This window comes from Clostridiaceae bacterium, from assembly GCA_012840395.1.
Taxonomy (GTDB): domain Bacteria; phylum Bacillota; class Clostridia; order Acetivibrionales; family DULL01; genus DULL01.
The window spans coordinates 24,843-44,998 of record DULL01000028.1 but is presented as its reverse complement, the minus strand read 5'-3'; the positions used below and the strand labels follow the sequence as shown (position 1 = coordinate 44,998).

General features: G+C 36.2%; 19 protein-coding genes. 15 read left to right on the top strand and 4 right to left on the bottom strand.

Annotated elements, in window-relative coordinates; translation table 11 throughout:
• The 5 genes from GXX20_03370 to GXX20_03350 all read left to right on the top strand — a co-directional run.
• Positions 1-206: helix-turn-helix domain-containing protein (locus GXX20_03370; protein HHW30706.1), on the top strand; the 206-nt coding region annotated here is incomplete at its 5' end.
• Between the two features lie 74 nt (positions 207-280).
• On the top strand, positions 281-568 hold the full coding sequence (locus GXX20_03365) for a type II toxin-antitoxin system Phd/YefM family antitoxin (GenBank protein ID HHW30705.1): 288 nt from the start codon (positions 281-283) through the stop codon (positions 566-568).
• Positions 558-866, top strand: coding sequence for a type II toxin-antitoxin system RelE/ParE family toxin (locus GXX20_03360; GenBank protein HHW30704.1), 309 nt, complete (start codon positions 558-560; stop codon positions 864-866). The genes GXX20_03365 and GXX20_03360 overlap by 11 nt, the downstream gene beginning before the upstream one ends.
• A gap of 162 nt (positions 867-1,028) precedes the next feature.
• Entirely contained in the window at positions 1,029-5,540 is a 4,512-nt protein-coding gene (locus GXX20_03355) for a hypothetical protein (protein HHW30703.1), read from the top strand.
• Between the two features lie 216 nt (positions 5,541-5,756).
• A complete protein-coding gene (locus GXX20_03350) occupies positions 5,757-6,197 on the top strand; it encodes a hypothetical protein (GenBank protein ID HHW30702.1) in 441 nt (146 codons plus the stop codon).
• A gap of 95 nt (positions 6,198-6,292) precedes the next feature.
• On the opposite strand, the gene cadA is transcribed toward GXX20_03350, so the two are convergent.
• From cadA to GXX20_03335, 3 genes are all read right to left on the bottom strand, one after another.
• Positions 6,293-8,170 (bottom strand): cadmium-translocating P-type ATPase, encoded by a 1,878-nt coding sequence (cadA, locus tag GXX20_03345; GenBank protein HHW30701.1) that lies wholly within the window; start codon positions 8,168-8,170, stop codon positions 6,293-6,295.
• Positions 8,171-8,260: 90 nt separating this feature from the next.
• On the bottom strand, positions 8,261-8,482 hold the full coding sequence (locus tag GXX20_03340; protein ID HHW30700.1) for a heavy metal transporter: 222 nt from the start codon (positions 8,480-8,482) through the stop codon (positions 8,261-8,263).
• An 81-nt stretch (positions 8,483-8,563) separates the two neighbouring features.
• Complete coding sequence (locus GXX20_03335) at positions 8,564-8,935, bottom strand: helix-turn-helix transcriptional regulator (GenBank protein HHW30699.1); 372 nt, start codon at positions 8,933-8,935, stop codon at positions 8,564-8,566.
• A gap of 309 nt (positions 8,936-9,244) precedes the next feature.
• Here GXX20_03335 and GXX20_03330 point away from each other — a divergent pair, with 309 nt between their 5' ends.
• From GXX20_03330 to GXX20_03315, 4 genes are all read left to right on the top strand, one after another.
• Positions 9,245-10,228 carry a DUF4846 domain-containing protein gene (locus tag GXX20_03330; protein HHW30698.1) on the top strand — a complete coding sequence of 328 codons (984 nt, stop codon included), beginning with the start codon at positions 9,245-9,247 and terminating at the stop codon, positions 10,226-10,228.
• A gap of 225 nt (positions 10,229-10,453) precedes the next feature.
• Positions 10,454-10,954: a nitroreductase family protein gene (locus tag GXX20_03325; GenBank protein ID HHW30697.1), complete on the top strand. Its 501-nt coding sequence runs from the start codon at positions 10,454-10,456 to the stop codon at positions 10,952-10,954.
• Between the two features lie 110 nt (positions 10,955-11,064).
• Positions 11,065-12,243 carry an iron-containing alcohol dehydrogenase gene (locus GXX20_03320; GenBank protein ID HHW30696.1) on the top strand — a complete coding sequence of 393 codons (1,179 nt, stop codon included), beginning with the start codon at positions 11,065-11,067 and terminating at the stop codon, positions 12,241-12,243.
• A gap of 286 nt (positions 12,244-12,529) precedes the next feature.
• Complete coding sequence (locus GXX20_03315; protein HHW30695.1) at positions 12,530-13,270, top strand: hypothetical protein; 741 nt, start codon at positions 12,530-12,532, stop codon at positions 13,268-13,270.
• Between the two features lie 74 nt (positions 13,271-13,344).
• Here GXX20_03315 and GXX20_03310 read toward each other — a convergent pair whose 3' ends face one another.
• Positions 13,345-13,908 carry an acetylglutamate kinase gene (locus tag GXX20_03310; protein ID HHW30694.1) on the bottom strand — a complete coding sequence of 188 codons (564 nt, stop codon included), beginning with the start codon at positions 13,906-13,908 and terminating at the stop codon, positions 13,345-13,347.
• A 227-nt stretch (positions 13,909-14,135) separates the two neighbouring features.
• Between GXX20_03310 and GXX20_03305 the strand changes: the two genes are divergently transcribed.
• From GXX20_03305 to GXX20_03280, 6 genes are all read left to right on the top strand, one after another.
• The gene (locus tag GXX20_03305; GenBank protein ID HHW30693.1) at positions 14,136-14,531 is read left to right on the top strand and encodes a metal-dependent transcriptional regulator; all 396 of its coding nucleotides are present in this window, start codon (positions 14,136-14,138) and stop codon (positions 14,529-14,531) included.
• Positions 14,532-14,731: 200 nt separating this feature from the next.
• Positions 14,732-14,977 (top strand): hypothetical protein, encoded by a 246-nt coding sequence (locus GXX20_03300; protein ID HHW30692.1) that lies wholly within the window; start codon positions 14,732-14,734, stop codon positions 14,975-14,977.
• Between the two features lie 46 nt (positions 14,978-15,023).
• Positions 15,024-17,063, top strand: coding sequence for a ferrous iron transport protein B (feoB, locus tag GXX20_03295; protein ID HHW30691.1), 2,040 nt, complete (start codon positions 15,024-15,026; stop codon positions 17,061-17,063).
• 99 nt (positions 17,064-17,162) lie between these two features.
• Positions 17,163-17,312 carry a FeoB-associated Cys-rich membrane protein gene (locus GXX20_03290; GenBank protein ID HHW30690.1) on the top strand — a complete coding sequence of 50 codons (150 nt, stop codon included), beginning with the start codon at positions 17,163-17,165 and terminating at the stop codon, positions 17,310-17,312.
• Between the two features lie 180 nt (positions 17,313-17,492).
• Entirely contained in the window at positions 17,493-18,590 is a 1,098-nt protein-coding gene (locus GXX20_03285) for a hypothetical protein (GenBank protein ID HHW30689.1), read from the top strand.
• A gap of 48 nt (positions 18,591-18,638) precedes the next feature.
• A complete protein-coding gene (locus GXX20_03280; GenBank protein ID HHW30688.1) occupies positions 18,639-20,078 on the top strand; it encodes a hypothetical protein in 1,440 nt (479 codons plus the stop codon).
• The last annotated feature ends 78 nt before the right edge of the window (positions 20,079-20,156 follow it).

The window sequence follows — 20,156 nt, the reverse complement described above, 5'->3', positions numbered from 1 at the left end:
CTGTAAGTGAAGTTGCTGAACTGGTTAAATGTAATTCAGCTTACATTTACAGTTTAATTAAGGCAGGTTTACTACCAGCTATAAAACTTGGAAGCATGAAGGTAAGAAGAACTGCATTATTGGAATTCTTGGAAAAGTTTGAAGGCAAGGATTTAACTGACCCATTTAATATAAAACCATTAGAACAACTTAATGAGGAAAAATAACTTTTATAGTTTTATTGATGTTTTAGCATAATTATGATAAAATTATGCTAAACTAATAAAGGGGTGATAATTGTATGCCACATATTAGACCAGTATCAGATTTAAGAAATAATTTTGCTGATATATCAAGGATTATCCATGAAACTCAAGAACCAGTATTTTTGACCAAGAATGGTTATGGTGATATGGTTGTTATGAGTATGGAAGCTTATGAACGCAAACTGTTTGAAAGTGAAATTTACTTTAAGTTGAAGGAAGCGGAACTGGAAGCAAAATCAACTGATAAACGTTATTCCCATAAAGAAGTATTTAATGAATTAAGGGCAAGGTTAACGGATAAGGTGGAATCTGATGAAGTATGAAATTAGATACCTGCCTTTGGCAAGTAAAGATTTATATAATATTGTGTCTTATATTGCAGATGAGTTAAAAGCACCAAAGGCAGCAATGGATTTAATTGATGCATTGGATACTTCTATATCAAGGCTTGCACAGTTTCCGTATTCATGCAGGATATATTATCCTGAAAAATCCCTTGAAAATGAATATAGAGTATTACCTGTAAAAAACTATTTAGTGTTCTATGTGGTTAAAGAACAGGTTGTTGAGATTCACAGGGTTATATATGCTAAAATGGATTTAAGCAAGGTCATAAAATGATAGTATTGACACTATAGAAAATAAAAACAATGAATGAAAATGACCGTACTAAAAACGTACTAAAATTTTTTGAAGCGATAATTTTTTAATGAAAATAGAAATAATAATGGCATGAAATGCAGTAAAATCAATGGTAGAAAATAAAGAAAAAGTCTTAAACACATGGTGGGAATAATTGCTAACGGAAGCGTCCAGATTGATGATGGTTCAATACCCAAACTTAAGGCAGGAGGAGCTCATGCTGCCTTTGCGCTTGACTCAATAAACTATGACGGCATGTATGCGGCAATAAATGCAGGTTTTAAAGTTGGTGATGCCTTTGAATGTGAAGGGACAGTTGCACTTGTCTTTGAAACAGGGGGAGGCTGCATACCTGACAGCGTGGAGCTTGTGTTAGGCGGTGATACGTTAAGAATTCCACTTGGCGCGGGTCCGGCAAATGTTGGATACTTAACCAAAATGGGCGGAGGCGTATATAATTTATATAATACTATTAAGGGGTATTATAATGTAATACCACCACTTACCTTAAAACTGATTTCAGGATATGCCGATCCTACACTTTATTCCTTCCAGCTTGAAACAATTGCGTTGGAATTTGGTTTAAACGGTTTTCAGTTCACAGCTGAAGAAGGCAAAATCGTAGGGCTTAAGATGATTGACGGAGCCTATGCAAAGTTCCTGGTTTATTTTACTGAATATAACGGTGTAATGTACCCTTGTGTTGATATTGGGGCAGGCATTTCCATGAATATTCTTGATATAATTAAGGGCGAGGCATCAATCTGGCTTGTAGCGGATCCTAGAATCGACAGCATTTTTGGTAATGTATCTCTCGGAGGCAAAGCTTATGTTGGATTATTTATTCCAAAATATATTCCGCTTATAGGAGGCATTGAGCTTGCTGCAATAATGGCGGAACTTAGTACCTACCGGGCTTTTTGCGGAATTAGGGTAATCGGAATTCCTGTTTCTGTAAGTTATTACTGGGCTGATAAAAAGGTTAGATTTAACGACGACTTTGCATATATTTCACAGGAATTAAACATTCCAATCGAAGAAATAGAAAATGCAATTGGGTATCAATATGTAGACAATGAACAAAGCAACAGCAGCGGCATTATTCTTTTCGGTGGAAACATGAGGGAAACATACTCATCAAAAAGAAGCAATGACGCAAGGCTTATGGCATATGACACAAAACATGAAATAGAGGTTAAGGATCAGGATTATGCATTGTTTGAACTTCAGTATACAGGTGATATGCCGTCCATAAGCGTAACCAGGCCTGACGGCAGTGAATATATACTTAAAGAAAATGAAAACTACCGTATTCAGACTATAAATGAAAATGAAAGTAAAAGCGGAATTACCGAGCAACTGGTGTATATTTCCGTAGAAGATCCCGAGAACGGAATCTGGACGATTACAACTGACAAGGCAGTTGACTGCAGGGCAATGGATGTTATGGCACTTCCTGAAATTAAGAATGTGTCCTTCCAGCAGGTTTCCAATGAACAGCTTATAGTAAATTGGGATGCTTTAAATATCGATGACAGCTATACTGTTGACATACATCTTTCTGAAATCCAGAAAACAGTTGATCTGGAGGATTATGAAGGCAATGAAGAAGAATACAATAAAAAAATGGCAGAAGGATACGATCCGGGTATTAGAGCTGCACAAGGGATCCCTGCAAAGAATAAGGAGGCACTTGTTGATATACCTGAAAGATTGACAAGTGGAAACTACCAGGTAAGAGTTGTGTTAAGACATGAAAATGAAGTCTATTCCAGTGAACTGTCAGATGAAATATTTACTTATGTAAATCCCAATGTACCTGATATGCCTCAGAATATAAGGGTTTTACCAGGGGGAGACGGACAGTTTAAGGTAACCTATGACGATGTTGCAAATGCACAGGGATATGTTGTAACTATTCTTGATGAAAATGGCAATCAGATAGAAGGTTTTGAGGGTATAACAACCGATAAAACAATGGTTTACATTGGCAATCAGTCCACTGTTGCTATAGGTTATGATGAAAACGGCAATCCTACCGGCTTTAAAAACTCGGGAATTGTTCCTGGAAAATCATACAGAATCAAGGTTTACTCATATAATGAGAAAAATTATATTACTTACACCAGTGAAGAATATATTTCGGATCCAATTTACCTGCCTGTGCCGAATCCTGCAAAGGTTACACTGAAAGTCAATGACACAACTGCAACAAAGGCAGATGGTAAAAATGAAAATACTGTTGGTGTAACCACCAATCAGAGCAATCCGGTTGTAAAATATATTCCAGACCAGAATGTGGAGGTTTCTTACTGGGTAGACGGGATAACCAATGGTGAAATATATACAGTTAATGCCGACACTTCTCTTGAAATTCCTGTAGAACTTGATGATGGAGGCAGTGTTATAGACTTTTTGGCTGTTAATGAAAATAATGATTACACTTCATCAAAACTGGTTATAACCCTGGATACGGTGAAGCCTGAACTTCTTCTCAATTCATCAAGCGTTTTAAGCAGCAATGGGAGATATGAGATTGTTGGAACAAGCGAGCCTAATGCGCGGGTATACATTGAAAACAGCTCAGACAATCAGGATAGCGGAGTAACCGGAAACAACAGGACAGCTGTACCTGTATTGGGTGGAAGCTTCACATACATTGGAACACAGGTAAATACCCGGGATGAATTAAAGGTTACTGCAGTTGATCCTGCGGGTAATGAAACAGCAATGTATGTGGAAGTAATACCTTCAGAGTTATCAAGTCTTAAGTCGCTATTAATTAAGGATGAGAATAATGTCAATATTGAAGGGATTGAACTTAACCAGGGTGATACGGCTAAGATTAATGTATTTGGCGTTTCTGAAAGCGGCAAAGAATTTAAGCTTGATAACAATGTATCATATAGTGTGATATATGGCAGTGATATAGTATCTGTTGATGAAAATGGTGTTATAAACGCCTATTATTCCGGAGAAGCGGTTATTCATTGTGAATACTATATTACTGATTATTACAGCCTGGAATCAACAATAAATGTTACAGTTAAGCAGCCCTATGGGAATGTAGATATAAGGATTTCAACAACTGGTGTTACAACTTCAGAAATAGGCTCACCTGTTGCACGTTTTTCCATACAGGGGGCTCCCATAGGTGTTATATATGATTATACCATTGCCGACAACGAGTATTTTGAACTTATGGCAAACCAGCTTATACTGAAAAAGGCAATGGATAAGCCCTCAGTTACAATTTCAGTTACAGCACAGGGTAAACATGTCCTGGACGGTGTTTACGAAGATATTGGAACCCCGATAACGAAGGAATTTACTCTTAATTTTGTCAAAAGTATTGTATCGATGGATGCCATAGACAGTAAAACTGTCTACAGTGGAACATCCTTTGACAATCTGGATTTACCTGAAACAGTAAAAGTAACTTTGAATACAGGGGAAGAGGTTGAGTATCCTGTTATTTGGGATCCGGGTGCATATAACCCTGATGTTGCAACAACCTATAATCTAAAAGGTGCTATAATAAGAGAGGATAATGTTATAAATCCTAATGACCTTTATGCCCTGATCAGTGTAACAGTATGGAAGCGGTCCTATGATATAAGCCCGGTTTATATGGTGTATGAAGAAGATGTAACTTATAAATATGATAGTGAGATGCTGGTTCTGACAGCAAAGGAGGACAAAGATACTATAGACTTGGGTAAAGACATACTTGATATGGAAACCGACAGGCTAAAGATAAACTTCAAGAATGTGGAGCTGATTTTAGATAACGATACCGTAAATGCCCTTAGGGATGAAATTAAGAACAATCCAAATAGCGACAGCGTAAGTATTTCAGTAATCCAGGACGGCAGGAACATTTCGGTTAAAATTGGAAATACGGGAAAAGTCGGAGGTATTATTAAAGTAAGGCTTCCTCAAAATGATGATGAAGATGCAAATTCAGATTCGAAACCAAATGCATATAACATGGCAGCATTAAAGGATGGAAAAGTAATAACATATTCTTACTATGATGAAACTTCTGGCAATATGATTTTTAAATTAGATGGAAACGGTGATTATTCTATAGAAGAAAGAAGCTTCACATTTAATGACACAGAAAACAGCTGGGCAAAGGATATAATTTCATATGTTGCAGCAAGAGGTCTAGTTAACGGAATAGGTAGTAATGACTTTGCACCTGAAAGGAATTGTTCAAGGGCGGAGTTCCTGAAAATGATTTTATCCGCTACAGGTATTATAGCAGGTACACCTCCTGAAATTTCAGGAACACTGCCTGAGGACGTAAAAACATCAGATTGGTTTGCGCCTTATGTAGGTTTTGCTATAGAAAAAGGCATAGTAAGCGGTACCGGAGATGGCAGCTTTAAACCTGATAAAGAAATCACCAGACAGGAAATGATGGTAATCCTCAACAACTGTTTGGAATATCTGGGACTGGACTTAAATGCAGGCAGAATTGATTTTAAAGATAAAGCTGAAATATCTGATTGGGCAATTGCTGCAGTGCAAAAGGTCACAGCTCTTGGCTTGATAGTAGGAAGTGAGGGAAATTTAATGCCATTGAAAAATGCTACCCGTGCAGAATGTGCTGCAGTTATGATGAGGTGTATTAAGCTTTTAACATAAGCGAAGCACGGGGACGGTTCTTCTGCTCCCGTTTCCTGCTTCGGTGATGCCTGGGCTTGGGATGAGCTACGGGGAGAGCCACGGAGACAGATTCTCTGTCCCACCCATATTTTTATTAATTGGAAGTTGTGAAAAAATCCTCCAGAAAAGAGCTTTCTATGATAAAATATTATTATCATAGAAAGCTTTTTTATTAAAAAGAGGGATAGGTTAGGAATGAGGAGACTGTATCGAACGTTGTTTGTTTTACACTTATTTGTAGGAATAGGAGCTGTGTTTGGAGGACTGGCTGCTATAATTAATCCTCATAATCCACTGGGAATACCAAATGAAGCACTAAAGAATTCACCTTTTAGTAATTATTTGATACCTGGAATTATTTTATTTGTTGTACTTGGTATTGGAAACATCATAAGTGCACTAATGTTCCGCTTTAAATCAAGGTTTCAAGGATATATAAGCAGTGTTTTCAGCTGGGCGTTAGTAATTTGGATTGTAGTTCAGTGTATAATGCTAAATACGGTTGCTTTTCCCCATGTTTTATATTTCCTAATAGGTCTGGTTATGGCTGCCTTATCCATGGCTATTTTATTTGAACAGCGTCTATTTCCGGTAAATATTGTTCTTAAATTATATAATCAAATATTTAATAAATAAGTTTAATAATAAATAAATATACGAATGAATTTTATGATGTTACATTCTCTTGTCATGATAAGCTATGTTTATTCTGGGTCAAGGGACTTGTCTCCTTATCCATTTTTGGGAGCAGGAGAACCGTCCCTTATATTCAAAGCCCTGAAAGCGTTTAGCACTGCTATTATAGTTACTCCTACATCCGCAAATATTGCAGCCCACATATGAGCTAATCCTAAAGCACTCAGAATAAGCACAGCAACCTTTACTCCTATTGCGAATGCAATATTTTGATATGCAATATTCAAAGTTCTGATGGAGATTTTCATAGCAGTAACAATCTTAGAAGGCTCATCAGTCATAATTACTACATCTGCTGCTTCAATAGCCGCGTCAGAACCTAATCCTCCCATAGCTATTCCTATATCAGCACGGGCGAGAACAGGAGCGTCATTAATTCCGTCACCCACAAATGCAAGCTTGCCTTTAGCAGACTTTTGAAGAAATAGTTCTTCCAGTTTTTCAACTTTATCTCCAGGAAGAAGATCAGTATAAACTTTATCAAGTCCAAGCTCTTTGGCAACCTTCAACCCCACATTTCTATTATCTCCGGTAAGCATGACCGTCTGCTTAATATTGGCTTCTTTAAGCTTCTTGATGGTTTGTGCCGAATCAGGCTTTATTTCATCTGAAATAACTATGTATCCCGCATACATATTATCTATTGCGACATGAACAATTGTTCCGGCAGACTCTTTCTCAGTATAAGTAATATTCATTTTTTTCATAAGTTTGTCATTGCCGGCTAAAACCTTTTTCCCGTCAATTGATACACTGACGCCATGACCGGGAATTTCTTCCATGTCAGAAATCCGCTTGTTATCGATCTCTTTTCCGTAAGCACTTTTTAATGAAAGGGATATAGGATGATTTGAATAACTCTCTGCATATGCAGCAAATTCCAATAGTTCTTCTTTCGAAATATTTACCGGATGAATTTCCTGGGCGCTGAATACTCCTCTGGTAAGCGTTCCTGTTTTATCAAAAACAATTACCTCAGTTTTAGCCAGTGCTTCCAGATAGTTGCTTCCTTTAACCAGAACACCATTTCTTGATGCTCCCCCAATTCCGCCGAAAAAACTTAGAGGTATTGAAATAACAAGAGCACAGGGACAGGAAACCACAAGAAAAGACAGTGCTCTGTAAAGCCAGCTGCTGAATGAGGTACTCTTTATTACAAGTGGAGGCACAATAGCAAGTAAAACGGCAATAATTACAACAACGGGTGTGTAGTACCCCGCGAATCTTGTTATAAATTGTTCTGGTTTGGATTTTTTGCTGCTTGCATTTTCAACCAAATCAAGAATTTTGCTTACTGTGGATTCATCATATTCCTTGGTAACTTCTACTGTGATAACACCATTAATATTTATACACCCGCTAAGAATATCACTTCCCGGTCCTATTTCACGGGGAACGGATTCACCTGTAAGAGCAGAAGTATCAACCATTGAATTTCCTTCAATGACTATTCCGTCAAGGGGTATTTTTTCTCCGGCTTTAATTACAATAATATCCCCAATCTGCACCTCATCAGGATCAACTCTTACAAGATCGTCTCCTCTTTTAACATTGGCAAAATCAGGCCGTATGTTCATAAGGCTTGCTATAGACTTTCTGGATTTATCAACAGCATAGCTCTGAAATAGTTCCCCAACCTGGTAGAACAGCATAACTGCGACTCCCTCGGGGTGTTCACCTATTAAAAAAGCCCCAATTGTGGCTATAGTCATTAAAAAGTTTTCATCAAAAATTTTTCCTCTAAAAATATTTATTACAGCTTTTTTCACTACATCTCCGCCGACTATCACATAGCTGGTTAAAAATAAAAGAATCTTAAGCCATTCATTATTTGTATCAACATATATATTAACGGCTACTGCAGCAATAAAAGCCACCGCACCGGTGATTATTCTATAAAGATGCTTTCTCATAAAAATTTTCCTCTCTGTGCGATTTAACTTAGACGAGATCCGGGATTTCTGTTCAAATATTTCTGTAACAATATTTCTATTTCAGCATTTCTAAGCTTTTTTCATAACAACATCATGTTCAATGCTTTTAATTATCTTTTCCGCAGCTTCTATAATTGACGGCATTTTTTCGTCTTCGCCTTCTATGACAAGTTTTGTGGTCATGAAGTTAATGGTGGCTTCTTTGACCCCATCAATCTTATTAATGGCTTTCTCCATCTTCGCAGCACAGTTTGCGCAACCCAAACCTTCCAGTATGAATTTCTTTTTCATTATAGTGACCTCCTGAATACAGTTTTTATGACATGTCCCTCCGGACTATTTATATCTAAGATGAAATTAAAGTTCAAAGGCTTACCTGCCTTCATTAATATGGATTAAACCTTGATCAAATATCTGCCTTACATGATCGTCGTCCAGTAAGTAGTATACTATTTTGCCATCTCTCCTGCTTTTAACTAGTTTAGCTTGCTTTAACACCCTTAGCTGGTGAGATATTGCTGATTGTGTCATATTCAACAGGGCGGCAATATCGCATACACACATTTCAGCTTCTTCCAATGCCCAAAGAATTTTAATCCGTGTGGTATCTCCAAATACTTTAAATAGTTCTGCCAAATCATACAATGATTCTTCCGGAGGCATTTTTTCCTTTACTCTATTAACAACTTCTTCATGGATTACATCACTGTCACATTTTTCAATTTGTCCGTAATTATTGGACATAACACCACCTGCCTGTTCATACTAATTCATTTGAACAATTGAACGTATATTCATATGTTCTATTTTATTATATTAATGGACAGATATTATGTCAATACATATAGAATGAATTTCTTTATGAAATTTATATTAACAATGTGGTGTATATCAGTATTAATGTGGTTTGATCTCAAAATTTGAAAAATAAAAAAAGAGCATATTGTTAGAGAATACGTTACATAATGCAGGATAAATAAGTTGAATAGTTTTCCATAAACAGCTACAATATAATCACATACAAAAGAAATGCCAACAGGAGCATAGTTTATCATGAGGAGAATAATTGTAATATTGTCATTCATCTTAGTAGTTCTTGTATTTCTTTCTTCATGTTCCATAAACAATTATACGGGTTCTGACAGTGGTATTAGATCAGGGGAGCAAAATGGAGAGACAGAAAATATTCAGACCAACAGCGGAAAAAGTTTAAATGACATTTCAAACAGTTCAGAGAATAATACTGTTATAAAAAATATAGTTGAACAGCAAAGTAAAACTTCACTTATTAATGAAGAGGGAATTACTGTTCAGGAGAGAATAATGGTCCCTGAGGGTTACAAACGGGTGGATGTAGAAAAGGGTTCTTTTGGTGAGTATTTAAGGAATTTACCTCTAAAGCCTCATGGATCAAAAGTAAAGTATTACGACGGCAGCATTAAGAGTAAAGACGTTCATGTGGCTGTCCTGGATATTGATGTAGGTGACAGGGATTTGCAGCAGTGCGCTGATGCAGTTATGAGATTATGGGCAGAATATCTCTTTAGTAGGGGCGAGTACGACAGGATACATTTTAATTTTACCAATGGTTTCAGAGCTGATTATAGTACCTGGATGAAGGGAAACAGAATAAGAGTAGAAGGAAATAATGCCTATTGGGTGAAACAGGGGGAATATTCAGAGGAGTATAAAGTATTCAGAGATTATATGGACATGGTATTTGCCTATGCCGGGACATTGTCCCTATCTCAGGAAATGAAGAAGATACCTTTAGAAGAAATGCAACCGGGTGATGTATTCTTAAAGGGAGAACTTCCCGGCCACTGTGTTATTATACTTGACATGGCAGAACATGAAGAAACCAAGGAAAAGATATTTATAATAGCACAAAGTTATATGCCTGCCCAGGATATACATATTCTAAAGAATTACGATAATCCTGAAGACAATCCCTGGTATCCTGTTAATTTTGGAGATGTGCTTAACACACCTGAATGGAATTTCACGAGAGACCAGCTTTTTAGGTTTGACAGTTAAACAGGACAATTTTCTGGCAAGTAATATCTTAGTTGTAAATTTAATTAGGATTAATTCAGCTCCCGCTTATAGAGGCGAGAGACTTCTTGATACATGATTAAAAATAGTGGTAATAATATATTAAGCTATAAGATTTCTGCAGATAGAATTATATATGTAGAATTATTTATTTAAAGATTTAAAAATAAATATAAATATAACTTTCAAAGTTTGAGGAGGGATAGGATGAGCATAATTTTTCAAAGAAGAAGTATCAGAAAATATAAAAATAAAGTGGTGCCTGATGAAGCAATTGAGAAGTTATTGAGGGCAGGTTTTGCGGCACCTTCGGCACGTAATGCACAACCATGGCATTTCATTGTTATTAATGACAGGAATATACTGAACGAAATACCTAAGTTTCACCCCCATTCCAAAATGCTGAGCGAAGCCAGCCATGGGATTATTGTCTGCGGAGACCTTTCATCGGAAAGAGTCAGAGACTTTTGGATACAGGATTGTTCCGCTGCAACTCAGAACATTCTTTTGATGGCCACGGAACTTGGCCTGGGTTCAGTGTGGCTTGGACTGTATCCCAATGAAGAGAGAGTAAATGCTCTCAAAAAACTTTTGCAAATCCCCGAAGAAGTTGTGCCTCTTAGCATTATCGCAATAGGTTATCCGGATGAATTAAAGGATCCCATAGACAGATATGATGTTGAAAAAGTCCACTATAATAAGTGGTAAGATGTAAGTCTGTTGATTGCCTGAAACCAGGGATTTTTTATAGTTACTTTATACTAATTAATATACGGAAACAATACTATGGAAAATAATATTAAATTAAGGAGGATGCCATGAATAACTTTACCTTTTATAGTCCCACCTATTTTATGTTCGGGAAAGACACAGAAAAAGAAGCAGGATCTTTGGTAAGACGTTTTGGAGGAAGTAAAGTACTGGTCCATTTTGGAGGGGGATCGGTTAAAAGGTCAGGACTTTTGGACAGGGTTGAAGAATCTCTGAGAGCAGAGGGAATTGACTACATAGAACTGGGCGGTGTGGTACCTAATCCCAGAAGTGGCCTTGTTTATGAGGGTATTGATCTATGCCGCAGAGAAGGTGTTGATTTTATTCTTGCTGTTGGTGGTGGAAGTGTTATAGATTCAGCAAAAGCCATAGCTGCGGGCGTGAAATATGATGGAGATTTTTGGGACTTTTTTAGCGGCAAGGCACAAATTAAGGAAGCACTGCCGGTTGGCACTGTATTAACAATTGCAGCTGCAGGAAGCGAAGGTTCACCTGATACAGTTATCACTCATGAAAAATATATGAAAAAGAAAGGAGCAGGCAGCGAGTATTTGCGTCCCACATTTTCCATCCTGAATCCTGAACTCACCTATACTTTACCTCCTGATCAGACTGCAAACGGTGTTGCAGATATAATGGCTCATGTATTTGAACGTTATTTTACCAACACAAAAGGAGTAGAAATAACAGATCGGCTTTGTGAGGCCGTATTGCTTACTATGATTAGAGAAGCTCCAAGAGTTATGAAAAACCCCAGAGACTATGAAGCCAGAGCAAATATTATGTGGGCAGGAATGATAGCCCATAATAATGTTTGTGGTGTTGGCCGCCAACAGGACTGGAGCAGCCATATTCTTGAACATGAGTTATCAGCGCTGTATGATGTCCCCCATGGAGCTGGTCTGGCAGTAGTATTCCCAGCATGGATGAAATATGTTATGAAGCATGATATCGACAGATTTGCCCAGATAGCAGTACGTGTCTGGGGATGCAGTATGGACTTTGCAAATCCTGAAGCTACAGCTCTTGAAGGTATAAACAGGCTTCAGGTCTTCTGGAAATCTCTTGGATTACCTTCCAACTTTGAAGAGCTAGGTGCAAAAGAAGAGGATATTCCGGTATTAGTAAAGAATCTTGGCCTGAAGGAAGGAGAATGCTTAGGAAGGTTTGTGCCATTATATAATGAAGATATTGAAAAAATTTATAAATTAGCTTTGGCAAAATAAAATGACTAGCTAAAAAATATATAAAAGCATAAACCCGTCTCTTATATCAAAACTAAGAGATGGGTTTTATTTATTCAAAAGAATATTATTATAACAGAAAAAGCATATATTTTTTCTGACAAAGTGATATAGTACTGTCAATTTGTGATAATATATCAATAACACTGTTAACCATATCAATTATATGATTATTAATAATAGTACTATAGAATAGTATTAAGCTATAAAAGAAATTGCTCGAGAATAAAGAAAGCAGTAAAGTGAAATTAAATGTGAGGATATATTTATGGTTATTGAAAATATAAAGAGATTAGCTAAAGAAAGTAAAATATTTATAATAGCTTTAACCCTATTAGTTATTACTTTGTCCTGGATGTATTTTCTTGTTTTTTTCACTAAGGGCGTTGTATATGATGAGGTGTTTCTGAAGAAAGAGGTTATCGGGGCAGATACTCACTATATAGGCAAAGGCCGGTGGGGCCAAATACACATTACTGTAAAAGGCATAAAAGGTATCCATGATAACATTGAAGTTATTTATAGGCTGCCCAATAATATAGTTGAGAAATATGAAGTAGGTTTTGAAAAGAATAATGAGGATTTTCGTGAAAAAGTAGTAATAAAGGATATAAACAATAATATTATTTTTGAAGGCAGATATAGGGAAGGAGATATATTTTTATTCGATAAAAACGAAGAACCATTTATTGAAGGAATCGGGCATATTATTATTAATGACCAAAATCCTTATAAATCAGATTATAAAATATATCTAAAAAGTGTTGTGAGTTTTGCATCTGGGGAAGGTGAACAAATACGGGGAGATGTAAGACTTTTAGTTATTTCCATATTCTTGATTATTATAACTGTAATTGATATAAAGTATCCGTTATTTTTCTTCCGGTTAAGGCACTCCCTTAGTGTAGAAAACCCTGAACCCTCAGATTTTTATATTACCATGCAGCGTATATCCTGGTGCATATCCCCGATAATCATTCTTATTGGGCTATTAGCTGCAATTTTCTAGATTCTCTTGCGGCTTAACAGTTAAAGGACAGAAATTGTTCCCTGCTCTGATATATAAAAGTCAGCCCCTTAGAACTAGTGATTAAGGGGCGGGCTATAGACAAATTTATATGGGAATTGCCTTATTATACCCATGGACATAATATCAGCCATTTCCAGAACCTGTCTTTCATAGGGATCAAATATGGCTATAGCTTTGGCATAATCTTTTGTGAGCATATTTGTTGCCTGTGCCTTAACAAAATCCAAATGGGTAAAAAGCATTTTTTCCCATTCTTCACGGCTCCAGCAGGGATTTATACAACTAAGGAAAGAGGCAATATTGCTTGCATTTTCATACCATTTTTTTTCGTAAATCTTTGCTGACTTCTTATCACCGGATTTATTTGCCTCAACAAGCTGTGCTGCCAAAGTCAGATGTTCTGCAAGCAAATTGGCAAATTGAGAGGCAGTTTTATTTCCATAGTAGGGTTCTAAAGCTGATTTAAAGTCTTCAGGATTTCTTAGGAGACGCTTTATAACGTGGTCTTTAATAGGTAGATCGAAAACTATACTTATAATGGCCAGCCTTGTCAAATCAGCATGTTGCTCCCAAAGCGAGCGAAAGAGGTTGTTTAAATATAAATAGCCTGGCCGTATGCATAAGTTCTGATTTAGTAGGGGATTTATACCCATTGGGAATATAAACATATTTATACACATCTTACACTAATAATTCCTACTACATAATATGTAGGGTTATGTATAAGTGTGTCCGATTGAGGGAGTCTATAAATATTAAAAAAAATTTTCCCTATTATTGATTTTTATGGAGGTAAAGTGTAAAATAAATGTTAGGTAAGACTAATAAATTTGGATGTGAAAATGTGACAAATAAAATTAGTGTTTCACCCTCGTTGCAGGATTATCTTGAGGCTATATTGAACATAAGCCAACAAAATGAAAAGGTTCGTGTAACAGATCTGGCTGAAGAGCTTGAGGTTGCAAAATCCAGTGTACATCAGGCAGTCTCACAGCTAAAAAAGGCTGGGCTGGTTGCTCATGAAAAATATGGTCCTTTGGTTCTCACAGAAAAGGGTGAACAGATAGCCTTGAAAGTGAAAGAAAAACATGATATTTTGGTAAGGTTTTTTGAGGAGGTTTTAGGAGTAAGTAAAGAGATTTCCCACAGGGATGCTTGTTTGATTGAACATTCAATAAGTTCTACTTCATTGGATAAGTTAATAGATTTTATGGACAATTACACTAAAGAAGATGTATAGACTAACAGGTAACAAATTTAAAGACAATATAGAAAAAGAATAAATAAAGACAATTTAAGAAAATAAGAAATATTAAGAAGATAAATCGAAAAGTAAATTGACAAAATAGATTTATGATAACTAAAGAGAATAGTATAGAAGTAAAAATAGATATAGATAAAAGCAGATTCGGATAATAATGTTTTGGGGAGGTGCTGTTAATGAAAAATCATATTATAAAAGAATATAAACCTACTTTATTAAATGATATTAACTCCGGTGAAATTGTAAAAGTTAAAGAAATCATGGGAGGAAGAAATTGCCGTAATAAATTAATGGAAATTGGAATTCTTGAAGGAACACCAATAAGAGTTTTATCCAATAGCGGCGGGCCTTTAATAGTAATGGTTGGAAACAGCAGGTTTGCTTTAGGGCATGGAATGGCTCAAAAGATTGCTGTTGTTTAATTTATGCCAGGATGTTAGTTGTGTCTAACAAAAGAGGGGGTAAATTATGGGAAGTATTACAGTTGCTCTGGCAGGTAATCCAAATACAGGCAAAACAAGCCTGTTTAACAATATAACAGGTGCAAGACAGCATGTAGGTAATTGGCCTGGTGTTACTGTGGAAAAAAGAGAAGGAGAGATAATATATAGAGGAGAGCTGATAAAGGTAGTTGACCTCCCAGGAATATATAGTATGGGAGCTTATTCTGAAGATGAGGTTGTTGCCAGAGAATATATATTAAATGAAAAACCTGATGTAATAGTTAATGTTGTTGATTCTACCAACCTTAACAGGAATTTATATCTTACGGTACAGCTGCTGGAGATGGATGCGGATGTTATTATTGCACTTAATATGATGGATGAGACAAAAAAATTAGGTATAGACATTAATTTGGAGAAATTGTCTCAATATTTTGGTACAAATATAGTACCGACCATAGCTACCAAAAGGTTAGGTATAGATGAAATCAATGAAATTATATTGACAAAACATAAATTGGAAGAAAAGGGAACTCAAAAGAAAAAAGGACAGTTCAAAGTTGATTATGGTCCGGTGGTAGAAGAAAAAATTCTCCAAATCAGCAAAATGATTGATGGTATAAGTGAATTATCTAAAAAATACCCTTCAAGGTGGCTTTCCATTAAACTGCTGGAAGATGATGAAAAATTAAATACCCAGATTTCCGCTATGAAAAATGGTAAAGATTTATTAGATTATATTAGGATTGAAAGAAAGAATCTGGAAAATCAGCTGGGGACCGGACTTGACTCATATATAATTTCTAAAAGATATGAGTTAATTAATAAAATTGTTAAACAATGTGTCAGCACTCCCAAGATAGAAACTAATACTTTAACAGATAAAATTGACAGTGTACTTACTCATAGAATTTGGGGGTTGCCGTTCTTTATAGCAGTAATGTACCTGGTTTTCGTGTTTACATTTAAATTTAGTGAGCCCTTAGTAGGACTTATGGAGATGGGCGTAGAGGGTTTGAGCGAACTGGCAGGAAACGGCCTGGCTGTTATTGGTGCCTCTGAAATTTTCACATCATTCATTATAGATGGTATTATAGGTGGAGTTGGGTCAGTATTGAGCATAGTTCCTGTTTTATTTATGCTTTTTATGGCAATTGCCGTACTTGAGGACAGCGGATATATGGCCAGAGTAGCATATATAATGGACAAACCTATGAGAACGGTAGGTCTCAACGGCAAAGCATTTATACCTTTCATACTGGGATTCGGATGTAATGTGCCTGCTGTAATGGCTACAAGGACTTTGGAAAGCAAACGGGACAGGCTAATTACTATTATGGCTAATCCCTTTATTTCATGCAGTGCCCGTCTTCCTGTGTATGTTTTGTTTGCAGGTGCATTTTTTTCAAAAAATCAGGCATTGGTAGTTGCATCCCTATACCTGATAGGAATAGTAATGGCAATAGCTACAACTAAATTGTTCGGTAAACTGATTCCTGAAAGTGAAGATTCCTCTTTTATAATAGAACTTCCTCCATATAGGATTCCCACTTTAAGAGGAGTATTAATTCATATGTGGGACAAGGTAAGTGATTTTGTAAAGAGAGTAACTACTATAATTCTGGCAGCAGTAGTTATAATATGGCTACTTTCCAGCCTGCCTGCAGGTGTGGAATATGCCAGCGATGAAAGCTTAATAGGGAAAATAAGTTCTTTTATAGCTCCAATATTTAAACCTGCAGGATTTGGAACATGGCAGGCGACAATTGCCCTGATATTTGGAGTACTGGCAAAAGAAGTAGTTGTAAGTACATTTGGAGTAGTATATAAAGCAGGAGAGTATGGATTGGATTCAATACTTATGCAGCACTTTACTCCTTTATCCGCATATTCCTTCATGCTTATGGCACTCCTTTATTCACCTTGTATTGCAACCATAGGATGCATAAAAAGCGAGACCAAATCGGTAAAATGGACAGTTATAGCTATCTTATATGGCTTGGTCTGTGCATGGATATTATCTGTACTGACATACCAGATAGGATTAATGTTGGGATTTGAATAAGTGAATTTGTAAAAAATGAAATGGAAAAGTGTAATAGAACAAGATTAAAGGTAGTGTTTGAGACTATGAAGACAGTAGGCCGAAAAGGATGGTGATTGTATGAAGATTATTGAGATTATTGCTATAGCAATATTTTGCCTGGCAGCAATTTGGATCATTGTAAAGAATGTTAGAAAAATGTACAGGGGACAGGGCTGCAGTTCCTGCAGCGCATGCTGCAGTAATGCGGCAAAGTGTGGCAAACAGTGAAAACTGTTAAAACATGGAAATAGGTGGAATACTCTTGACTGTCCAGTTAGACAAACGGTAAATAGTATGCTAGAATAACAATAACTAAAACATGAAATAACTATTCACATCAGGTTAAATGATACTATATTTATTTATATCTAACAATAAATAATATTCTTATATAATGGAGGACGTATTGTGACTGAGAGAGAAAGACTATTAAGTGTACTAAAAGGACAAAAACCGGACAGGATGCCCTGGTACGCGGATTTATCCTATTTATATGATAGCATGACAATCAGGGGAATCCTGCAGGATAAGTATAAAGGTGAGACCGGATACCTGAATTTTTATAAAGATTTAGGAGCAGGTATTTGTTTTTATCCTCCTTTTGTATGGAACACACATCTTGATAAGAGTATATCTTACAGCGAGAAAAAAACTGAAGACCTTCACATATGTGAATATAATACTCCTGTAGGGAATATAAGATCGGTTCAGAAGTACTCACCGGCAACTTACTCCTGGGCTTATCAGGAACATTTTGTCAAGGATATCAATGACTTAAGAGTAATGCTCTACATTTTTAAGAATACAAGATATTCTGAAAACTATAAGGAGTTTAGCAGAATAGACGAACTTTGGGGTGAACATGGAATAGCAACTGCTATTGCACCTATATCTGTAGCTCCTTTACAAAAGCTTCTGGCAAGATGGGCAGGAGTTGAAAAAACAATAGAATTGTACTTGGATGAAACTGAAGAATTTGAAGAAATAATTTGTATGATTCAGGATTCAGAAGACGAGGTTTTTGATATATTATGCGCCTCTCCTGCTGTTTATGTGGAGTTTGCAGAAAATCTTTCCAGTGAAATAACAGGTAAGACTTTATTTGAGAAATACAATATGCCTTATTACAAAAAGAGAATTGAGCAACTGCATAAAGCAGGTAAATATATAGGCATACATATAGACGGAACTCTCGGTGCCTGTTTGCCTTTGCTGGAACCCTGCGGATTTGATGTAGCTGAAGCCGTTACACCATACCCTGTAGGTGACATAAAACTTGAAGACTTAAGAAAAACAGCAGGAGATAATATAGTAATATGGGGCGGCCTGCCAGGAGCACTATTCTCTCCCAGTTACTCTGAGGACGCCTTTATAAGCCATCTGCAAAATGTTATTGATGTTTTTAAAGATGATACAAGATTTGTTATGGGAGTGGCTGATCAAGTACCTCCTGACGGACTGGAACACAGAATTAAGCTGGTAAGGGAATTTATTGATAAATATTAATAAATGGAAAAAACAAGGGGTTACTTCATGAGAAAGTTTGCAGTAGGCATTGCTATAAGTATTGTTCTAACGGGCTTGGCTGGCCTGTTACCCTCTAATGTCCTTGCCAACTCAGGACCAACATACTGGCAAGGATACCCTGCTTCTGAAGTAATGCTGGTAAAAGAAAATTCTCCTATAATTGTTAAAAATGAAGATCTCACTTTTGATTTTTCTGATTATGAAGGGCGCTCCTATACAATTGATGGGAAGGTTACTGCAACTTATCATATGGTAAACTCTACAGATCAGGCTCAATCAGTACAAATGGCATTTCCTGTTGTGGCAGAACTTGCGAGTTTTAAGGCTAGTGATGTTGAAATTACAGCTGACGGCAGCAGTCTGCCTTATGAAATATATATAGGAGATGTTGTTGAGAACTATAGAAATAACTCTGAAGAAAACAAAAAGAAAGCCTTTGATTTTGAAAACATTGTTGGAACAATATCAGATAAATATTATCAGGCTGAAAACTTTGAAATAGACGAAAAAGGAAAATTGTATACTATAAATGTAAAGCCAACAACCGAACAGAGAGTTAATTTCGTAGTAGATTTCAGATTTGATTATAATAAAACAAAAGTGTTTACTAAAGGTTTTAATCGGTATGAACGCAGCAGTGATAAAGTAAGAATTGCTGCCTGGTGTTATGAACCAGAAACCTTGGAAGTTTATGTCCTGGGAGAAGACATAGATATAAAGATAAGTGCATTTTCAGACGGAGAACTTAAGGAAAAAACCGACTTATTTACACACCATATTGCCTCTCAGGAAATGGAAGTTAAATCATATCTTATGAAAATGGCCACTGAAGACAACGATATGGGCAGCAATGAAAATGAAATGGCTTCTGTCAAACAGCAAAATACAAAAATACTTTCTGAGGTACAACTCTATAATATGTATGCAAAGACTTTAGATAAATACCTTGAACAAGGTATGGGATTTAGTTCAGACTCGGTTCTCACAGATCAGTGGCGTTTAAGAAGAATAATTGCTTTTGTCTATACTGTTGAATTTCCTGAAAATAGTGAAAAAGAAGTAACTGTAAATTACAATATAACCGGAACCATGGATATGAGGAAAACTTCAAAACCTCTTTATTACTTTGATTATATTTTGAATCCTGCAAAAAAATGGAGCGATTTTAAAAACCTTAACATTAAAATTATCACTCCCAAGGAAGCCCCTTATATTGTTGAAAGCAGCATCCAACTGGAAAAGACAAGCGACAACACTTATGTAGCATTTTTGGAATCTTTGCCCGAGGATGATCTTTTCTTCACTTTATATTCTAATGAGAAAGTTTCAAAAATTGATAAGTCCTTAGGAAAAGTATGGAGGAATTTGCGTTATTTTGCACCATTATTAATGGGCTTTGGTAAAATATTTACCATAATAATTGTTGCCATATTAACTGTTGCGGTGATAAGAAAGAGAAGAAAATAAAGCAAGCGCTATTGTTTATTTGTTTTTACATACTTTAAGGAAAATTTCCACTAATATATTGACTTTATAGAAGTAATC